15 protein-coding genes are annotated in these 18,140 nt (G+C 60.0%); 11 read left to right on the top strand and 4 right to left on the bottom strand.

Annotated elements, in window-relative coordinates; all coding sequences use genetic code 11:
* Positions 1 to 6 precede the first annotated feature (6 nt).
* Together PYR65_RS04025 and PYR65_RS04020 are read right to left on the bottom strand one after the other, a co-directional pair.
* Positions 7 to 1,794 carry a methyl-accepting chemotaxis protein gene (locus tag PYR65_RS04025; RefSeq protein WP_276119990.1) on the bottom strand — a complete coding sequence of 596 codons (1,788 nt, stop codon included), beginning with the start codon at positions 1,792 to 1,794 and terminating at the stop codon, positions 7 to 9.
* Positions 1,763 to 1,909: a hypothetical protein gene (locus PYR65_RS04020; protein WP_156383210.1), complete on the bottom strand. Its 147-nt coding sequence runs from the start codon at positions 1,907 to 1,909 to the stop codon at positions 1,763 to 1,765. The genes PYR65_RS04025 and PYR65_RS04020 overlap by 32 nt, the downstream gene beginning before the upstream one ends.
* Before the next feature lie 752 nt (positions 1,910 to 2,661).
* Between PYR65_RS04020 and PYR65_RS04015 the strand changes: the two genes are divergently transcribed.
* The 5 genes from PYR65_RS04015 (at position 2,662) to nadE (ending at position 8,113) form a co-directional block, all read left to right on the top strand.
* The gene (locus PYR65_RS04015; RefSeq protein WP_276119989.1) at positions 2,662 to 2,913 is read left to right on the top strand and encodes a hypothetical protein; all 252 of its coding nucleotides are present in this window, start codon (positions 2,662 to 2,664) and stop codon (positions 2,911 to 2,913) included.
* A 375-nt stretch (positions 2,914 to 3,288) separates the two neighbouring features.
* A complete protein-coding gene (asnB, locus tag PYR65_RS04010) occupies positions 3,289 to 5,235 on the top strand; it encodes an asparagine synthase (glutamine-hydrolyzing) (protein WP_276119988.1) in 1,947 nt (648 codons plus the stop codon).
* Positions 5,236 to 5,256: 21 nt separating this feature from the next.
* Positions 5,257 to 5,535 carry an acyl carrier protein gene (locus tag PYR65_RS04005; protein ID WP_276119987.1) on the top strand — a complete coding sequence of 93 codons (279 nt, stop codon included), beginning with the start codon at positions 5,257 to 5,259 and terminating at the stop codon, positions 5,533 to 5,535.
* Between the two features lie 23 nt (positions 5,536 to 5,558).
* Complete coding sequence (locus PYR65_RS04000; protein ID WP_276119986.1) at positions 5,559 to 7,103, top strand: class I adenylate-forming enzyme family protein; 1,545 nt, start codon at positions 5,559 to 5,561, stop codon at positions 7,101 to 7,103.
* Positions 7,100 to 8,113: an NAD(+) synthase gene (nadE, locus tag PYR65_RS03995; RefSeq protein WP_276119985.1), complete on the top strand. Its 1,014-nt coding sequence runs from the start codon at positions 7,100 to 7,102 to the stop codon at positions 8,111 to 8,113. Before PYR65_RS04000 ends, nadE begins: the two co-directional genes overlap by 4 nt.
* A 34-nt stretch (positions 8,114 to 8,147) precedes the next feature.
* Here nadE and PYR65_RS03990 read toward each other — a convergent pair whose 3' ends face one another.
* Entirely contained in the window at positions 8,148 to 9,263 is a 1,116-nt protein-coding gene (locus PYR65_RS03990; RefSeq protein WP_276119984.1) for a hypothetical protein, read from the bottom strand.
* Between the two features lie 53 nt (positions 9,264 to 9,316).
* A complete protein-coding gene (locus PYR65_RS03985; RefSeq protein WP_276119983.1) occupies positions 9,317 to 10,015 on the bottom strand; it encodes a N5-glutamine methyltransferase family protein in 699 nt (232 codons plus the stop codon).
* Between the two features lie 279 nt (positions 10,016 to 10,294).
* Between PYR65_RS03985 and PYR65_RS03980 the strand changes: the two genes are divergently transcribed.
* The 6 genes from PYR65_RS03980 to PYR65_RS03955 all read left to right on the top strand — a co-directional run bounded on the left by PYR65_RS03980 (position 10,295) and on the right by PYR65_RS03955 (position 17,997).
* Positions 10,295 to 11,548, top strand: coding sequence for a lipopolysaccharide biosynthesis protein (locus PYR65_RS03980; RefSeq protein WP_276120958.1), 1,254 nt, complete (start codon positions 10,295 to 10,297; stop codon positions 11,546 to 11,548).
* Between the two features lie 82 nt (positions 11,549 to 11,630).
* A complete protein-coding gene (locus PYR65_RS03975; protein ID WP_276119982.1) occupies positions 11,631 to 12,803 on the top strand; it encodes a GNAT family N-acetyltransferase in 1,173 nt (390 codons plus the stop codon).
* Positions 12,804 to 12,974: 171 nt separating this feature from the next.
* Positions 12,975 to 14,603: a GumC family protein gene (locus PYR65_RS03970; protein WP_276119981.1), complete on the top strand. Its 1,629-nt coding sequence runs from the start codon at positions 12,975 to 12,977 to the stop codon at positions 14,601 to 14,603.
* Between the two features lie 118 nt (positions 14,604 to 14,721).
* On the top strand, positions 14,722 to 15,945 hold the full coding sequence (locus tag PYR65_RS03965; protein ID WP_407951306.1) for an O-antigen ligase family protein: 1,224 nt from the start codon (positions 14,722 to 14,724) through the stop codon (positions 15,943 to 15,945).
* Complete coding sequence (locus PYR65_RS03960; RefSeq protein ID WP_276119979.1) at positions 15,938 to 16,714, top strand: polysaccharide deacetylase family protein; 777 nt, start codon at positions 15,938 to 15,940, stop codon at positions 16,712 to 16,714. The genes PYR65_RS03965 and PYR65_RS03960 overlap by 8 nt, the downstream gene beginning before the upstream one ends.
* On the top strand, positions 16,711 to 17,997 hold the full coding sequence (locus PYR65_RS03955) for a glycosyltransferase family 4 protein (RefSeq protein WP_276119978.1): 1,287 nt from the start codon (positions 16,711 to 16,713) through the stop codon (positions 17,995 to 17,997). The genes PYR65_RS03960 and PYR65_RS03955 overlap by 4 nt, the downstream gene beginning before the upstream one ends.
* The last annotated feature ends 143 nt before the right edge of the window (positions 17,998 to 18,140 follow it).

The following is an 18,140-nucleotide window of genomic DNA, read 5'->3' as shown; positions in this document are numbered from 1 at the left end:
GACGGCTTAAAACTCTTCCCAATTATCCTGTGCTGCGGCAGCGCTGCCGGAAAAGGCCCGGATCACCTGTCCTGCCATCCTGCGCGCCGGCGACGCGACCGGCCTATGATGATGTCCCGCATCCACCGGCCGGGCACCGCTCGCCTGCTGCCCGACGCGGAACTGGCTGAGCAACTGGAACAGCGCCTCGGCTTCGCGTGCAAGACCATGGCTCGCCGCAGTGGACTGTTCCACCATGGCTGCATTTTGCTGCGTGCCCTGATCCATGGCATTGACCGCATGGTTGATCTCTTTCAGACCCGTCGCCTGCTCTCGTGCGCCTTCCACGATGGCGACAACGTTGCTGTTGATCTCCTGAACTTGCTTGACGATCTCTTCCAGCGCCTTGCCGGTCTGCCCGACCAGCGAGACGCCGCTCTTGACCTGCTCGCCGGATGTATTGATCAGCGCCTTGATCTCCTTGGCCGCCTTAGCGGAACGCTGCGCCAGTTCACGCACTTCCTGGGCAACGACGGCAAAACCCTTGCCGGCATCCCCCGCGCGCGCCGCCTCCACGCCGGCGTTCAGCGCCAGGAGATTGGTCTGGAAGGCGATATCGTCGATGACGCCGATGATGTTGGAAATTTCGCGCGACGAGTTTTCGATCTGCCCCATGGCCGTGATGGCATTGCGCACCACCGCTCCGGAGCGCTCGGCATTGTCGCGTGTGGCGGCCACCAGATGGCCGGCCTCCTCTGCCCTACGGCTGGAATCGGCGACGGTCGTGGTGATCTGTTCCAGCGCTGCAGCGGTTTCCTCGACGGATGCCGCCTGCTGTTCGGTGCGCTTCGACAGGTCATCGGCAGCAGACCGGATTTCCGTCGAGCCGGCGGCAATCGCCTCGGCATTGGTGCCGACCGAGTGCATGGCCAGCCGCAGCTTTTCCACCGCATCATTGAAATCGTGGCGCACCTTTTCCATGGTCGGCACAAAGGGCTTGTCGAGATTCTGGGTGAGATCGCCATCCGACAGACCCTTCAGGGCCTTTGCCAGTGTGCCGACAGCGCCCATGCGCTCCGTCACATCCGTTGCAAACTTGACGACCTTGCAGACCTTTCCCTTGTCATCGATGATCGGATTATAGGCCGCCTGGATCCAGATCTCCTTGCCGCCCTTGCCGAAGCGCAGGAATTCATTGGCGGTGAACTCACCACGTCCGAGCCGCTCCCAGAACCGCCGGTATTCCTCCGTCTGCACATAAGCCGGATCGCAGAACATCCGGTGATGCCGCCCCTGAATTTCCTGCAGCTGGTACCCCAGCGCCCCGCAGAAATTCTCGTTGGCGGTGAGAATCTCACCTGTGGGGGTGAATTCGATCACCGCCTGCGAACGCGAGACTGCATTCAGCTTTCCGGCGTCCTCCATGGCTTTCTGCCGGACCACCGTGATATCGGTTGCAAACTTCACCACCTTGTAGGGCTTGCCGCCGCGCAACACCGGATTGTAGGAGGCCTCGATCCAGATTTCCCGCCCGCTCTTGGTGAAGCGCTTATACTGTTGCCGGTCGAATTCGCCGCGGCCGAGCCGGGCCCAGAACTCCCGGTATTCGACGCTGTTGGCCTCCGCCGGTTCAACGAAAATCCGGTGATGCTTGCCCTTGATCTCCGGCAGCTCATAGCCCAGCGCCGCGCAGAAATTGGCATTGGCGTTGAGGATATTGCCGCTGAGGTCGAATTCGATGATCGCCTGCGACTTGTGCATCGCAGCCAGAATAGCTGCGGTGTCACCGCCAAAACGCGGAAAAAGCCTGCTCATACAACGCCTCCTTCAGGCAATGTTTCATGCGCCATTTCGGCGCAACAATAGGCGCACGCACCGGCCGGTCCGGGCCGCTGATGTCACGTTTTACGTCCGTATCTGTCTTGACCATGGAGCCTGGCTCTGGCGAGCGCCGCTCATCCGAAAGGACGTGGGCGAGCCGGTCAGGTTTTTTGGAAAAAGGCCATGCCGGTCTTCCCGGCTTGTGCATCCAGCATCATGCTCGAACATTCAAAAGTTCGAATGCACAATGCAACTATTGGTATAATACCTAAAATAATGATTAAGAATTGGCGCAATTTTTGATCATATATAATTCTAAATATCAGTGCGATCAATGCTAAATTTCTGGGTTCAACGGCGGCATATCAATTTGATTATATTGATATTTTCACATGGGCGCATCGGAAAAACCGGATGCCTTTTACTGAAAGGCCGCACAGTATCGGCCAACGCAATCTGACGACTGGGTCAACCTACATTGAAAATACAACCATTAATTGATTCTAGGTTTCATCATTTTGATCCGCCCGCAACAGCAGATGTTTTGCAACCAGCGGCACAGGAGCGGGTGCGAAAAACGACGTCTTCCTGGTTTCTAGCTGATGGTCTGCCCTTGCCACCATCGTCATTTCCTCCGGAAAAATCCTATTCGGCACTCTTCAGCGCCACGCGCCGCCTCACAGGCGCTAAACCTCCGAATTGCCTACATCCCAGGATCAAACGCCCACCGCTGGAGGCAATGCAAATTTACCTTAAGTTAAGAAATCGTTAATTTTACCACTTATAGCCGTGACTTCTCTGCGGCTTCAGCGCAAATTGCAGGACAGAACAGTGTGCGAAGATAAATGGGGGAGCGCGATTGTGACGAATCTGCAGATTGCGGCGCTTGCCTACGGTGCTGTCACCCTCGTCTATCTCATCCCCACCTATATCGAGGGCGAGAGGGCGGGCGGCCAATGGTCGGCCCACCGCATCGCCGGCCTGATCTTCTGCCTCGTCTGGCCACTGCTGACACTGGTTTTCATCCTGAAGGTCATGGCCGGCGCGTCCAAGCCCGAATTCGTACTTGTCGATCCCACAGCGGCGATACGCACAAACCCACCTCGCGATTGAGCGGCCGCACCGGCCGGCACCATCTTCAGGATTGGTTAAGCATGCCGGCGCGAGGAAGCGTCTGCCCAAGGTCCTCCTGAGATTCGCAAAAATCCACCCAAGATTGCAAAACATTGGAAAGCGGCGTCAGACATCCGTCGAACCATATCGCCTGGAACGGGCATAAGTTCGAAGCTCCAACCGTATCCGAATAGGAAAAAACACCAGCTTTCCATTGATTAAATCTTTAATAAAAGGCGGAATTTATTCTTAAAGATATCTTAACTGTGAGATCAAATATCGGAATTTGCTTCTGAATTCTGGTCCAGATTAACACATAGCGGGTACTTTTCAGGCATTATGCAATCTCCAAGAGCAAGTCAGGGATTTTGCTGCATGTGCGGATTTGGCGGATACTTCGGAGATGGCGTCGCGCCCCATGATGCGCAGCCGCTGCTGCAGCGCATGGTTGCTGCGATTGCGCACCGGGGGCCGGACGAGCAGGGCATCTTCACCGCCCCTTCCGCCGGACTTGGCCATGCCCGCCTGTCGATCGTCGGCCTGGGCGATGGCCAGCAGCCGATGACCCATTCCAGCGGCGATCTCACCATCGCCTTCAATGGCGAAATCTTCAACTATGTCGAGTTGCGCGAAACGCTGAAGGCGCAGGGTCATGTGTTCCGCACCGGCAGCGACACAGAAGTTATCCTGCACCTTTATGAGCGCATGGGGCTGGATTGCCTGTCCCTGTTCAATGGTGATTTTGCCTTTGCGATCTGGGATGCGTCCAGAGAAAGAATGGTGATTGCCCGCGACCGGATGGGCGTGCGGCCGCTGTTCTATACGACAGTTGGACAGACCCTCTATTTCGCCTCGGAAGTGAAAGCGCTGCTTGAAGTGCCGGGTGTGCGGGCCGAGATGGATCCGCTGGCGCTGGATCAGATCTTCACGCTCTGGGCGCCGATCGCACCGCGCACCGCGTTCCGCGACATTTTCGAGCTCGAGCCCGCGCATCTTTTGATCGCCGGCAAAAGCGGCATGTCGATCAGACCCTATTGGCAGCTGCAATATCCGGATATTGGCGAGCCCGCCGCCTATAAAGACGAGCGCGACGCCGCCGAAGAATTGCGCGATCTTTTGACCGATGCGACACGCATCCGGATGCGAGCCGATGTTCCCGTTGGCTCCTATCTGTCCGGCGGCCTTGATTCCTCGATCGTCTCGGCGCTGGCAGCCCCCATGGCACCCGGCGGCCTCTCGACATTTTCAGTCACCTTCGGCAGCGCCGAACATGACGAGAGCATGTTCCAAGAACAGATGGCGACCGCGCTCGGCACACATCATTACGCGGTTGCCTGCGGCGAAGGCGACATTGCCAGCGCTTTTCCGGACGTGATCCGCTTCACCGAACGCCCGATCCTGCGCACGGCACCGGCGCCGCTCTATCAACTGTCCGGTCTTGTTCGCGAAAAGGGGCTGAAAGTGGTCCTGACCGGGGAAGGCGCCGACGAGGTTTTTGCCGGCTATGATATCTTCAAGGAGGCCCGGGTGCGCCGTTTCTGCGCCCGCCAGCCCGGTTCGCGGATCAGGCCGCACCTGTTTCGCAAGCTCTATGCCTATTTGCCCGGCCTGAAGCAGCAATCGGCCGAATATCTCGCCGCCTTCTTCGGCGCCGGTGACGACCCGATGGACGATCCGCTCTTCTCGCACCGGCCACGCCTGCGCGGCACCGCTGCCGCCAAGCTGTTCTTCTCCGCAGACCTGCGCCAGACACTTTCGGGCTACGACGCGGCGGCAGAACTCGTGTCGCGGCTTCCGCAGGACTTTTCCCGCTGGCATCCGCTGCATCAGGCGCAATATCTGGAAAGCCGTTTCCTGCTGCCGGGCTATATCCTGTCGAGCCAGGGCGACCGGATGGCCATGGCGCATGGCGTCGAAGGCCGTTTCCCATTCCTCGACCATCGCCTCGTTGAGTTCGCCACCCGCCTGCCGCCTGGAATGAAACTCAAGGGGCTGGTTGAAAAACACATTCTGCGCGAGGCGACGAAGGACCTCCTTCCGGACACGATCGGCCGCCGCACCAAGCAGCCCTACCGCGCGCCCGACAGCCAGTCCTTCGTCGGCAAAAATGACCGCGATTATGTCCGCGACGCCTTCAGCGAGCGCAGCATTGCCGAAACCGGCCTTTTCAATCCGAAGGCCGTTTCCAAGCTTTATGAAAAATGCAGCGACAAGCCGGCGTCCGGCTATCGCGACAATGCCGCCTTCGTCGGCATCCTATCAACCCAGCTCTGGCAAAACACGTTTTCAGCCACCAAGACGCTCAGCACCCAGGCGGCTTGAGCTTCATCTGAGGAAAAACCTATGACCCAGCCCATCAAAGACAGCATCAAGGCCTTCATCATCGAGAACTTCCTGTTTGGCGACACCGCCTATGACCTGCAGGACGACGCGTCGCTGATTGAAAACGAAGTCATCGACTCCACCGGCGTTCTCGAACTGGTCGCCTTCATCGAAGACCAGTTCGCCTTCGTCATGGCCGATGCGGATATCGTGCCCGCCAATCTGGATTCGGTGGCACGCATCACGGCCTTCGTTGCCAGACATGCCGGAGAAAACGCCCTCAACAAGAAGTCGGCCTGATACGAGGCGACGGGAGACAGACGATGCGCGTCGAGGAATTCCTGCAAGCCAGTGCCCACGTCCACGGCGCAAAGACCGCCCTGGTGGCGGGCGACAAGCGCTTCACCTATGCGCAGTTCGATGCGGCAGCCGCAAGTTTGGCATCGTCGCTGGCCGCCGGCGGCATTGTGCGCGGCGACCGCGTCCTCGTCTTCATGAACAATTGCTGGGAAGCGGCGGTCTCGCTCTTTGCGATCCTGAAAGCCGGGGCGACCGCCGTGCCGGTCAATCCCTCGACCAAGGCCGACAAGCTTGCCTATATGATCGGAAATTGCGAGGCGGCCGGCATTCTGACACAAGGCAAGCTGCTGCCTGTCCTATCGGAAGCACGCAGGATCGAGCCACGGCCACTGTTCGTCGCCGCGACGAAATTCAGAGGTGCAGGTCCCGGTGACGGCATAGCCGATTTCGAAACGTGCCTGGCAGCAACCGGAACCGGCGTGCAACACCATGGTATCGATGTCGATCTGGCGCTGTTGATCTATACGTCAGGCTCGACCGGGCGCCCCAAGGGCGTGATGATGACGCACCGGAACGTCGAGGCGGCTGCAACTTCGATCACCACCTATCTGGAAAACACGGCTGACGACATCATCCTGAACGTGCTGCCGCTGGCCTTCGATTATGGCCTCTACCAGCTGCTGATGGCGGTCAAGCTTGGCGCAACCATCGTGCTCGAAGCCTCCTTCGCCTTTCCGCAGGCGATCTTCGACCGCATCCGCGAAGAAAACGTCACCGGCTTCCCGCTGGTGCCGACCATGGCGGCGATGATCCTGCAAATGCGCGACCTCGAGCCGGATTTCCTGCCGAGCCTGCGCTACATCACCAATACGGCAGCCGCTCTGCCGCCTGCCCATATCGCCCGCCTGCGCGAATTGTTTCCGCGCGCAACGGTCTATTCGATGTATGGCCTGACGGAGTGCAAGCGCTGCACCTACCTGCCGCCGGCCGAACTCGATCGCCGCCCCGGCTCGGTCGGCATCGCCATTCCCAATACCGAAGCCTTCGTGGTCGATGACAACGGCGAGCGTGTGGCGCCCGGCATATCCGGCGAGCTGGTGATCCGTGGCCCGCATGTCATGCAGGGCTACTGGCGCAACGACGAGGCGACCGCAAAGATGCTGCGCCCCGGCCCCAATCCGTGGGAAAAGGTGCTCTATACCGGCGACCTCTTCCGCAGCGATGACGAGGGCTTCCTCTATTTCGTCGGCCGCAAGGACGACATCATCAAGACCCGAGGCGAGAAGGTTGCGCCCAAGGAAGTGGAAACGGTGCTGCATGCCCATCCCGGCATTGCCGAGGCCGTCGTGATCGGCCTGCCCGATCCGGTGCTTGGCCAGGCCATCGTTGCCATGGTCGTTCTTTCCGATCCCGCTCTGAGCGAGCGCGACATCATCAAGCATTGCGCCGCCCATCTGGAAGACTTCATGGTCCCGCGTGTCATCGAGTTTCGTGATGAGCTGCCGAAGACGGATACCGGCAAGGTCAGCCGCAGGCTCGCTGCTGAAACATTGGAGGCTGCCGAATGAACATGCACAATGCCGATACATCCGCCGCGTTCTCGAAGGCAACGCTTTCAATCGACCCGGCAAAGGAAACCGACAAGATTGTCGCAGCGCTGCGCGAGCAGCTGCGCGGTCCTTTACGCAAACGGGGCCTTGTTCTCGGCCTTTCCGGCGGCATCGACAGCAGCGTCTGCGCAGCGCTTGCCGCCCGCGCAGTTGGCGCAAAGAACGTCTACGCCCTGTTCATGCCGGAAAACGATTCCGATCCGGAAAGCCTTCGGCTTGGCCGCACCATCGCCGAAACCTTCGGCATTGACAGCGTTGTCGAGGATATCGGTCCGTCGCTGCAGGCCATGGGCTGCTACGATCGCCGCGATTCCTTCATCCGCGAACTGGTTCCAGACTATACCGGCGCCTGGGCCTCCAAGATCGTCATTTCCAACGCATTGGAAGGCGACGGCTACAATATTTCCTATCTTGTCGTGCAGGATCCGGATGGCAAGCAGACCAAGCTGCGCATGACCCCGTCGGTCTATCTCGGCATTGTTGCGGCAACCAACATGAAGCAGCGCACCCGCAAGCAGCTCGAATATTTCCATGCGGACCGGCTGAACTTTGCCGTCATCGGTACGCCGAACCGGCTGGAATATGACCAGGGCTTCTTCGTCAAGAACGGCGACGGCGCAGCCGACGTCAAACCGATTGCCCATCTCTACAAGACCCAGGTCTATCAGCTTGCAGCCTATCTCGGCGTGCCCGACGAGATCTGCAAACGCCCGCCGACGACCGACACCTATTCGCTGCAGCAGACGCAGGAGGAATTCTACTTCTCCCTGCCCTACGACCGGATGGATCTCTGCCTCTACGGCCTCAACAACAATCTCCCCGCTGATCGCGTTGCGGCTGCAGCCGGCCTCACGGCCGATCAGATGTCACGCGTCTGGGCCGACATCGCAGCCAAGCGCAAGGCAACCCGCTACCTGCACCTGGCGCCGCAACTCGTCGAACCGGTCAGTGAGATCGCGCCGAAATAACAGATGATCGTGCGAACACGGCAGCGGGCGGGTATCAGCCGATATCGCCCGCCGCAAGCCGGCTCCAATGTTCACCGGCCAGCCCGTTGAAAAACCCTTCGCCATTCTGGAAGGCCTGCAGGATCTGCGGATCCTTGGTATGAATGACGCTTGAAGCGATATGGGTGAAGGCGATGCGCCGGCCGAGCATGGCCTCAAGCAATGCCGGCTGCGTGCGGCCGCGCAGCGCGACCAGGCCTCGCTCTGCGGCATGCGCGATCAGGCAATCGATGACCTGGCGTTCCTGCCCGGGGATGGACAGGATCTGCAGAACCCGGCCGATGCGCCCTGCATCGCCGTGATAGACGAATGCCCCGATGACGGCACCGGTGCGCGCCTCCACCTGGCAGAACACCGCCTCGCCTTCCGTCCGCGCCTGCCTGGCATCCTGCAGGATATAGGCGAGCTGCGCTTCCGGAAAATCAGGCCGGAGCCGGTAGCGCGCTGTCAGCCGGACAAACAGCGCAGCAAACGCCTCGATGGACACACCGCGTGTTTTGAAGCTCCCCTGCCCGTTCCACGACGCCGGAATGCCGGACCACCGCAGGTCATCAGCCCCCATGCGGCGGCGCAGGATATCGTCGGTCTTGCGGGCCAGCGGCCGCAAAAGCCGCGCAGCGCCGATGCGGCTCGATCCAAGCTCGGTGAAAAAACCGGCCGGCCGGATGATGCGCAGCCAGTCGAGACTGTATTGCGGCAAGGCCAGCCCGCGCAGCTTCATCCACATCGAAGCCGAGACTTCGCTGGCCGTCTCGCTGAACGAGATATCCTGGGGCCCGGCAAGAAATGCCTTAAGCAAGCGCGCACCGGCCAGCGGATCGGCCTCCCGCCCCTCCACCATCAGCGAGCCGCAAATGGCGGCGCGCAGCGGCCGGCCATCGAATGTCACAGGCAATCCCGTTGCACCGACGAAGCCTGTCATCTCGCCGCTGTCATCGAGATGAACAAGCGAGTGAATACCGATGTCCTGGCCGGGTGCATCGAGATAGAAAGTTTGCAGATAGTCCGAAAGCGCCTTGCTTGGCTGCATTTTGCTATCGCGGAAGACGCGTTGAAACATCCCGGCAAGGGCCGGGATATCGGAGCTTTGCAACGCGCGAATTTCACTCATCGGCTTTCTAGCTTCCGGCAACGGGCTCTTCGAGCAGTCCCGATTGAGATCGGTTAAACATCGGCGCGTTTTTGAACATAGGCGGCACGCGGAAGGCCAGCCGCGTCCTCGGCAAAGGCCGCAGGCTCGTATCCGCGTGCCCGGGCAAGAAGCGCTGCGGCCTGGCGGTGCTGACCCTCGCCGAATTCGAAGGCCAGCCAGCCGCCCGGTTTCAGGAACGCCAGCGCATCGCGCACGAGACGCTGATGGATGGAGATACCATAGGGTCCGCCATCGAAGGCTTCGCGTGGCTCGTTGTCGAGAAGATGGGCGCTGTCGCCTTCGAGACGCTGGGTGGAGATATAGGGCGGATTGCAGACGATCAGATCGATCTTGCCCTCGAGATCACGCCCGGCAAGGCCACCGAAGAGGTCGCCCTGGATGACCGTGATACGATCGGAAAACCCGCAGCGCTCTGCGTTGCGCTTTGCAAGGTTTACGGTCTCGTCCGTCAGATCGCAGGCGAGGAGCCGTGCCTTGGGAACATGCGTCGCGATGGCCAGCGCCAGGTTGCCAGAGCCGCAGCACATGTCGATGACACGCAGATCTTCGGCCGGATAATCGGGCAGTCCCTCGATCAAGCGGAGCGCTGTACGGCCCAGAAGCTCGGTTTCTTCCCTGGGTACGAGCACGCCGGGAGCCAGTTCCAGGTCAACGCCCATGAAACGATGCAGCGCCGCTCCCGTCCGGTCCTCAACATCTGCCTTGTCCATCACAACAGCAACTCCAACCTGCAACCGTCAAAACCTTCTGCAATCAATAGCGTAGTGAAGTAAACATAAACTGAAATCCGTCTGTTAATGCCAACCGTTAACCTCAATATGAATTCTGTGGCGTCAAACGCCGTGTTTCACAGCTGAATTAACGACCTTTGCAGCGAATGAAAGTATTGTTGCCGGGGTCATCAAGTGAAACAGGCACGCCCGCAAGAGGAGAAACCGGCGGTGACAACGGACGCTTTCCATGCGCCCAAGCAGCGAACGCTGATGTCGATGGTCATGTCTTACATGGCTTCCGGCGGCAGCCTCATCTTGAGTTCGGCTGCCCAGTTGCTCACCTTCGCCATTCTCGCCCGCTCGCTCGGCGTCAATGAGTTCAGCGTCTTCGTCGCCGTCACCGCCGTCTGCAACATTGCCGTCCATCTTTGCGGATTGGGCGGCATGGAGTGCCTGGTCAGGCGCGTCGCACGCGATCCCTCGATGTATCCGGTCATGCTCGGCCACAATATCATCCTGACAACCATCAGCGGCGTGGCGCTGGTTCTGCTCGGCGTGGCTATATTGCCGTTCTTCTTCGCGCTTTCGCCCGATCCGTCCCTGAACCTCCTCGATATGGCGGTGATGCTGGTCACCAATATCATTTTCGTGCGTATGATTGTCCTGACCGAGCAGATCTTCATCGGCCATTCCAATTTCGTCTCGGCCAATATGACCGTGGTCGGCTTTGCGATTGCGCGCACGGTCGCTGCGGCACTTGCGTGCCTTGCCTTTGGTGTTTCGACGGTCGCCGAATGGGCGCTTTGGCAATTTGCCTGCCATGTGCTGGTCGCTGCTTTTTGCATCAGGGCCCTGGCTAAGCTCGGCCGTCCCGAATACCGGATCGTCCGGGAAGAACTTCCGCTCGGCATGTATTTCAGCATTCCCTTCATTTTGCGCGCCATTCGCCAGAATGCCGACCTCCTGACGCTGAGCCTCGTGACCACAGCCGAAATCGTCGCAAGCTACAGCGTCGCCCGCCGTATTCTCGAAAGCAGCTATCTCTCCGTCGAGGCCTTGAACCGGCTGATGTATCCGGGTTCGGCGCGGGCGGCGGCCAATGGCCTGCACAAGGCGATGGACCGTATCCGCAAGGTGCTGTTTGCCGCCACCGGCATCAGCCTGGCAGCGGCAACAACCGTATTTCTCCTGGCACCGCTGCTGCCCTATCTGTTCGGCCACGAATATCTGACGCTTGTTTCCTTCGTGCGCAGCCTCTGCTGGGTCGTCGTGCCGCTCGGCATGTGGTCGATTGCGGTCGAAGCGCTGGGGGCCGCCGGATACCACGCGGCGCGCGCCAGCGTCATGGGCCTTGGCAGCATTCTGGGCGCGGCCTTGGCCGCCTGGGCAACATGGTACGCCCCGCCGATGGGCACAGTCGTGTCGTTCTACATTATCGAGATTGCAATGGTGGCCGTCGCCTGGGCGGTCTTCTTTCGATACGCAAAGAAGGATGAGGCAAAAGATGCTGACGGTGCCACCCTTGCATGAGGCCGCGTCAGGTTGCTTGGAAAATACTGACCCGCATACTGTAAATACACTGGCTGAAAGAGCCGGATTTGAAGAGTGGATTATGACCCCCGCTGCAGAAAGCGCACTGAGAAAGCCCGTCGAACTTTCCGGCCCGCCCGCCGTAGAGGAACGCGCGAGGCCGCATGCAGGCACGGTCCGCGCGATGGAGCGATCCGACCTTCCCGCGATTGCCGATCTCTTCACCCGGACCTTCCGCAAGAACAACCGGGCGACGGACAGCCAATTGGCGGGCTATCTCGAAACGGTTTTCTTCAGCAGCCCTTTTTACACGCCGGATGCCGGCAGCATCGTCCACCTCAACGAAACGTCGGCGATCGACAGCGCCATTCTGGCCATGCCGGTGGAATTCAATGTTCACGGACGCACGGTCACCGCGAAGATTCTCTGCGCCTTCATGGCGGAGGGAAAATCCGGTGCGGCGGGTGCCGCACGTCTTGCCCGCATGATGCGCGCCGCACGCCAGGATTTCTGCTTTTCCGACAATGCATCGCCTGTCAGCGCCGACCATTGGGTCGCTGCGGGGGGATTGGTCCTGCCCGTCCAGAGCCTCGAATGGCATCGCACGTTCCGCCCGGCTGCCGCAGCGCTTCACCGGGCCTGCCGCAAGATCAAGCCGCTGGCCCGACTGCCGTTGCACGGACTTGCGCGCCTTGCGGACCGTTTCGTGCGCCGGTCGAAACGCTCCTTCGCCGCAGTTGCCCATGACGGCATCACCAGCGCACCACTCTCGCCTTCGCAATTCGTGGAACAGGCGCAAATAATGATGCAGCGCTTTTCCGTGCATCCGGTGTTTTCCAAGCCCGAATTCGACTGGCTGATATCGGCGGCAAAACTGAACGCATCGCTCGGCGAACTGCAATGCCGCAGCGTCTTGGATGCGCAGGGAAAAGAGATCGGCTGCTACCTCTATTTCGGTGCCGATGGCCGCAATGCGATGGTGATGAATGTCTTTTGCCATGAGCGACAGGAGGCTGCCGTCATCGCGCAGCTTTTTGCCGACCTGGACAACCTTGGATATGCAAGCGCGCAGGGCATGGCCCAGCCGGTTCTGACACAGGCAGTGCTGCGCCAGCGCCATCTGGTCCACCGCCATACCGGCTATTTCTGCCTGGTGACGCGTCATGCCGACCTGAAGGAAGCCGCCACCGGCGATGCTTTCTATGCCGGCGGCCTTGCTTCGGAAAGCTGGAGCCGGCTGCTTCACGATTTCTAGAGTGCTTCATCTTTAAGCAGACGGATTCTGGACCGCTGGGGATACCCGATATGCGCGCACTCGCATCCGCCATTTTAACGTCCGGTTTACCATAAGCGGCTATTCATGATGTTCACCCAGAACACGGCGATAGTCTGTACGGGCTTGAAGCACGCTGCGGAGACAGAACGGATGTATACGCCGAAGGAGCCGGAACTGCGGCAAGCGACCAAGCGCCCGGAAACGGCTGCGCGCGCTCGCCCGCGCCCCGGTTCCCTGCTCGATCTGGTCTCCGACGACGATGACGATTTCCGCCCCGCCCACCACCCATCCCAAACTGCTGAGACAAGCCGCACTCCCTTTTCGCCAAACCAGCAGCAGGCAGCGATTTCCGAACAGATCAACACGCCACCTACGCCCGTCAAAGGGCAGATCATGGGATATGTCGCGGCCCTTCGCGCCATCGGCCCCGATGATGTCTTTCAATGGTTGAAGGATGGCCTGCTCTGGATCGTCGGGGCAACGGTACTCTGCATGGCCGCCGCCCTGATCTATGCGATGGCCGCGCAGCCGCGTTATACCGTCTATACGGACCTCGTCATCGATCCCGCCAATCTTCAGGTCGTCAACGACGACGTGTTCGGCAACAGCCCGCTGCGCGATTCCCAGCTGCTTGAGGTCGAAAGCAAGCTGCGTGTCCTGACATCCCGCAATGTCCTGACCCGCGTCATCGCCAGCATGAACCTGACGCAGGACGAGGAATTCGTGAAGCCGGGCCTGTTCGACGGCATCAAGCAGCTGTTTTCGAGCGCCAGCAAGGACGAGACCGAGCAGGCCAAGATGTTGAGCGCAATCCGCGCACTGGCTGAGCGTGTCGAAGCCCGCCGGGAGGAACGCTCCTTCGTCGTGTCGCTCGGCGTTTATACTGACAGCCCGGAGAAATCGGTGGCGGTATCCGACGCGATGGTCGATGCCTTTGAAAAGGAAATCTTCGAATCTGCCGCGCAAAGTGCCGGCAGGGTCGCAACGACGCTGAACGATCGCCTGGAAGAGCTTCGCCGCAACGTCACCAGCGCGGAAGCCAAGGTGGAGGAGTTCAAGCGCAGGAACGGGCTGCAATCCGCCAATGGCGAACTGGTCAGCACCCAACTGGTTGCCGAGTTGAACACCCAGGTCCTGACGGCGCAGCAACGCTTTATCGAGCTGGAAACCCGCTACAAGCAGATGCAGGACGCTATCTCCACGGGCCGGACCAGCACGGCCTCCGTCTTTGCCTCACCGGCCATGACGGCGCTGCGGCAGGACTACGATCAGGCACTGTTACAGCTTAATTCCCTGAAGCTGACCTATGGCACAAGGCATCCCCGGATCACGGCAGCCAACTCCGACCTGTCGACCCTGAAGGCCTCGATCGACAACGAAGCCCGGCGGATCGCCGACACGGCGTTCGGCGACATGAATCAGGCGAAATCGGCGCTGGCAGCGCTGCAGGGCAAGGCGAGCGAACAGCAGACGACCGTCTACATGGACAACGATTCCCAGGTGGAACTGCGCGATCTGGAACGCGACGCGCGCGCCAAGGCTGCGCTCTACGAAACGCATCTGACCCGTGCTCAGCAGATCACCGAGCAGCAGCAGATCAACACCTCCAACATCCGGGTGATTTCCCGCGCAATGCCGCCGCAATCGCGCAGCTGGCCGCCAAGAACGCTGATCCTGCTGGCTGCCGGCGCCTTTGCCGGTATCGCCATCGGCATCGGTCTTGCGCTGCTGTTCGGCATTCTGCGGGCGTTTCGCCAGCACCAGCCGCGCACGGGCTGAGATGAAGACCGCGTCGCCGGACACTCACGCAGTCCCGGGCACTGCCGGCATCGGAACTTCCGGTATCGGCGCCGGTCCGGTGCTGTTCCTGGCGATCTTCCTGTTCTTCTGGATCTCCATGACGCCATTCGTCGATCTCACCGGCGAAAACATCCTCGACCCGTCCGCCGGCAATTCCAACCGGCTCAACCAGATCGTCTCGCTCAGCCTGTTTGCCGGTACGCTCTGCTACGGCCTTTTCCACCCGCTGCGCGCCACGATCCTGCAGCCGCGTGCCCTGCTCTTGCCGATGTTCGGCTGGTTCCTGTTCGTATCGCTGATATCCAACCATCCGATGCTTGGCATCAAGGCTGTCGTCCTGACCGTCATGGCGACCATCAATGCCAGCATCTATCTGTTGATGCCGTCATCGGAGAAGCAATTTGCCAAGATGCTGGCGATCGGCACGCTGATCACGCTGGCAACCGCCTATTACGGCGTCGTCTTCAAACCGGAACTGTCGATCCACCAGCTTTCGGAGCTGCGCGAACCGATGAATGCCGGCATGTGGCGCGGGCATTTCCCGCACAAGAACAGCGCCGCCGCCGCCATGGTGCTCGCCTGCTTCTTCGGACTGTTCGTCATGAATGCCTGGTCGCGGCTGGCGGGGATCGCCATCGTCGTGCTGTCGGTCGTTTTCCTCCTGCACACGGGCGGCAAGACCTCCAGCGCCATGCTGCCCGGCATCCTGATCCTTGCCTTCATGTTCGAGCACTTCCGGTTTCTGCGCATACCCATTGCGGTTGGCGGCGTCGCGCTGTTCAATCTGTTTGCCGTCGGCTCGGCGGTCATCAAGCCGCTTGGCGATTTCATCAGCTCGCTGGGGATCGACGCCACGTTCACCAACCGCGCCGACATCTGGCGCTTTGCCTTTACGGCATTGTCAGAAAACCCGGTCACCGGCTACGGCATCAAGGCATTCTGGCAGACACAGGAACTGGTCTATAGCGGCGGTGCCGTCGAAACCTGGGCGGTGGCGGCAGCCAATGGGCATAATTCCTACCTCGACATCGCGCTGATGGCCGGCATTCCCGGCCTGCTCATGACCCTGGTCTGGGTGCTCTTCTTGCCGCTGCGCGACATATCGCGCTTGCCTGCAGCCATCGAACATTCCGATCTGACCCGGCTTTTCATCCGGGTCTGGCTCTACGTCATTTTCAACGCCGGCCTCGAAAGCCTGTTCTTCGAGGGCGGCAATCTGCTTTGGTTCACGTTCCTCTATTGCCTGTATGGCCTGCGCTTCCAATCGTCGGCGACGCTGACCGGGGAACGGCTGGCAGAAAGGCCGGCGGCCCATGCCTGATATTGTCAGCACCATTACCAATATCACCGACCGGTTGAACAACCGGCTGATCTGGAAATTTGCGAGGACTCGACGGCCCATCCCCACCAACCGGCCGGTCATCTCCTTCACCTTCGACGACGTTCCCGATACCGCCCTCACCAACGGTGCCGCCATTCTGGAACGATATGACGCGCGCGGGACCTTCTATATCGCCGGCGGACTGGAAGGGCGCATAGAGCCAGACCGCCGCCTGATTTCGGCCAAGGGCTGTCTTGAGCTCCATGCTCGCGGCCACGAAATCGGCTGCCATACCTTTTCCCATCGCAAGATCAGCACGCTGAGCAGCCGGTCATTTGCCACAGATCTTGACCGCAACGAGCGTTTTCTAAGCGATGCCGGTATTGCCAGCCCTGCCACCAATTTCGCCTTCCCTTATAATGCCGCATCGCCCCGGCTCCGGCACGTTTTGAAACAGCGTTACAGGACATGCCGCGCGGCAGGCGAAGCGATCAACCGCGGAGACGTCGATCCCTTCATGCTGAAAGCCGTCGAAATCCGTCAGCCGGAGGACCATGCGCTGGGGCTGACACAGTGGATCGACGATGTCGCAGCCAATCCGGGCTGGCTGATCTTCTTCACCCACGACATCGCCGCCACCCCGACACCCTACGGCTGCCGGCCGGAAACGCTGGAGCGGCTTATCTCATACGCCCGCGAACGCCACTGCGACGTTCTCCCGGTCCACCAGGCCCTGGACCGCTTCGGCTGGAAGGAGGCAAAGGCTTGACCAACGTCAACCCGGCAACCAGCAAACCGGCATTGCTGAAAATCAACAATTACTTCTACCGCCGCGGCGGCGCCGAGGCGGTGTTTCTCGATCATATCGCCATGTTTGAAAAGGCAGGATGGGACGTCGTTCCCTTCGCCATGCAGCATGAGTTGAACCCGCCGAGCCCATGGTCAGACTATTTCGTGTCCGAAATCGAGTACGGCCACGACACGGGCACGCTGAACAAGATCAAGCAGGCCGCAAAAATCATCTATTCCTTCGAGGCGCAGCGCAATATCAAGCGGCTGATCGAGCGGGTCAATCCGGCCATTGCCCACGCGCATAACGTCTACCATCACCTGTCGCCGGCAATCTTCTCGACGTTGAAATCGGCCGGCATACCGACAGTCATGACCGTTCATGACCTCAAGCTCGCCTGTCCCTCCTACAAGATGCTGCGGGATGCCAAAGTCTGCGAGGACTGCAAGGGCGGCCGCATCCACAATGTGCTGGTGCATCGCTGCATCAAGGGATCGACCGTGCTCAGCACCGTGGTTCTGGCCGAAACCGCATTGCATCGCAGCCTTGGATTGTACCGCAACAATCTCGACCGCCTCGTCGTCCCCAGCCGGTTCTATATCGACAAGCTGAACGAATGGGGCTGGCCGAGGGAAAAGATGGTCTACATTCCCAATTTCGTCGATACCGAGGCTTTTGAAACCAACTGGACGGAAGGCGACTACTTCGCTTTCGCCGGGCGTCTCGCACCGGAAAAAGGCATCGACACGCTGATCCGCGCCGCCGCACAGGCGAGGCAAAGGCTGGTGATTGCCGGAACGGGGCCGGAGGAAGCAGCCCTGAAAGCGCTGGCGGAAACGCTTGGAGCGGATGTTGTCTTTGCCGGATACCTGTCCGGGGAAGCGCTCCACCGGTTGATCGGGCAGGCGAAGGCCCTGGTGCTGCCGTCGGAATGGTACGAGAATGCTCCGATCAGCGTGCTTGAAGCCTATGCACTCGAAACGCCGGTTATCGGCGCCAAGATTGGTGGAATTCCCGAAATGATCCTTGAAGGCGAAACCGGCCTGATGGCTTTGCCTGGAAATGTGCAGGATCTGGCCGCAGCGCTGTCGGCGATGAATGCGCGCTCGCCGCAGGAACGGCGCGAGATGGGCCGCAAGGCACGCCAATGGATTGCCGCCGAATTTTCCGCTTCCGCCTATCTCCGGCGCACAACGGAACTCTATGCCACCCTCGGTGTACACCTTCCAGAACCGCAACGCCTGGCCACACACTCAAATTGATACAGTTTTTCGCATAACAACCCCAAATTTCAGCCGATCGCTACAATTTTAACGGTTATATTTCCTGGATTTCATCCGTTCGCAGCTAACCATATCCCCAAGGAACCAGGGATATGGAACCATGAGCAACGAGCCGCACGCTT

Origin of the sequence: Pararhizobium qamdonense (assembly GCF_029277445.1) — a bacterium.
Taxonomy (GTDB): Bacteria; Pseudomonadota; Alphaproteobacteria; order Rhizobiales; family Rhizobiaceae; genus Pararhizobium; species Pararhizobium qamdonense.
This window is presented reverse-complemented; position numbering and strand designations above follow the sequence as displayed.

What these genes read in the sequence shown, in the direction of transcription:
- PYR65_RS04020 (WP_156383210.1), bottom strand. Translation starts at nt 1,909, where the DNA reads ATGGTCAAGACAGATACGGACGTAAAACGTGACATCAGCGGCCCGGAC.
- PYR65_RS03975 (WP_276119982.1), top strand. Translation starts at nt 11,631, where the DNA reads ATGACCCCCGCTGCAGAAAGCGCACTGAGAAAGCCCGTCGAACTTTCC.
- PYR65_RS03985 (WP_276119983.1), bottom strand. Translation starts at nt 10,015, where the DNA reads ATGGACAAGGCAGATGTTGAGGACCGGACGGGAGCGGCGCTGCATCGT.
- PYR65_RS04000 (WP_276119986.1), top strand. Translation starts at nt 5,559, where the DNA reads ATGCGCGTCGAGGAATTCCTGCAAGCCAGTGCCCACGTCCACGGCGCA.
- PYR65_RS04025 (WP_276119990.1), bottom strand. Translation starts at nt 1,794, where the DNA reads ATGAGCAGGCTTTTTCCGCGTTTTGGCGGTGACACCGCAGCTATTCTG.
- PYR65_RS03990 (WP_276119984.1), bottom strand. Translation starts at nt 9,263, where the DNA reads ATGAGTGAAATTCGCGCGTTGCAAAGCTCCGATATCCCGGCCCTTGCC.
- PYR65_RS03980 (WP_276120958.1), top strand. Translation starts at nt 10,295, where the DNA reads ATGGTCATGTCTTACATGGCTTCCGGCGGCAGCCTCATCTTGAGTTCG.
- PYR65_RS04005 (WP_276119987.1), top strand. Translation starts at nt 5,257, where the DNA reads ATGACCCAGCCCATCAAAGACAGCATCAAGGCCTTCATCATCGAGAAC.
- PYR65_RS03960 (WP_276119979.1), top strand. Translation starts at nt 15,938, where the DNA reads ATGCCTGATATTGTCAGCACCATTACCAATATCACCGACCGGTTGAAC.
- asnB (WP_276119988.1), top strand. Translation starts at nt 3,289, where the DNA reads ATGTGCGGATTTGGCGGATACTTCGGAGATGGCGTCGCGCCCCATGAT.
- PYR65_RS03965 (WP_407951306.1), top strand. Translation starts at nt 14,722, where the DNA reads ATGACGCCATTCGTCGATCTCACCGGCGAAAACATCCTCGACCCGTCC.
- PYR65_RS03970 (WP_276119981.1), top strand. Translation starts at nt 12,975, where the DNA reads ATGTATACGCCGAAGGAGCCGGAACTGCGGCAAGCGACCAAGCGCCCG.
- nadE (WP_276119985.1), top strand. Translation starts at nt 7,100, where the DNA reads ATGAACATGCACAATGCCGATACATCCGCCGCGTTCTCGAAGGCAACG.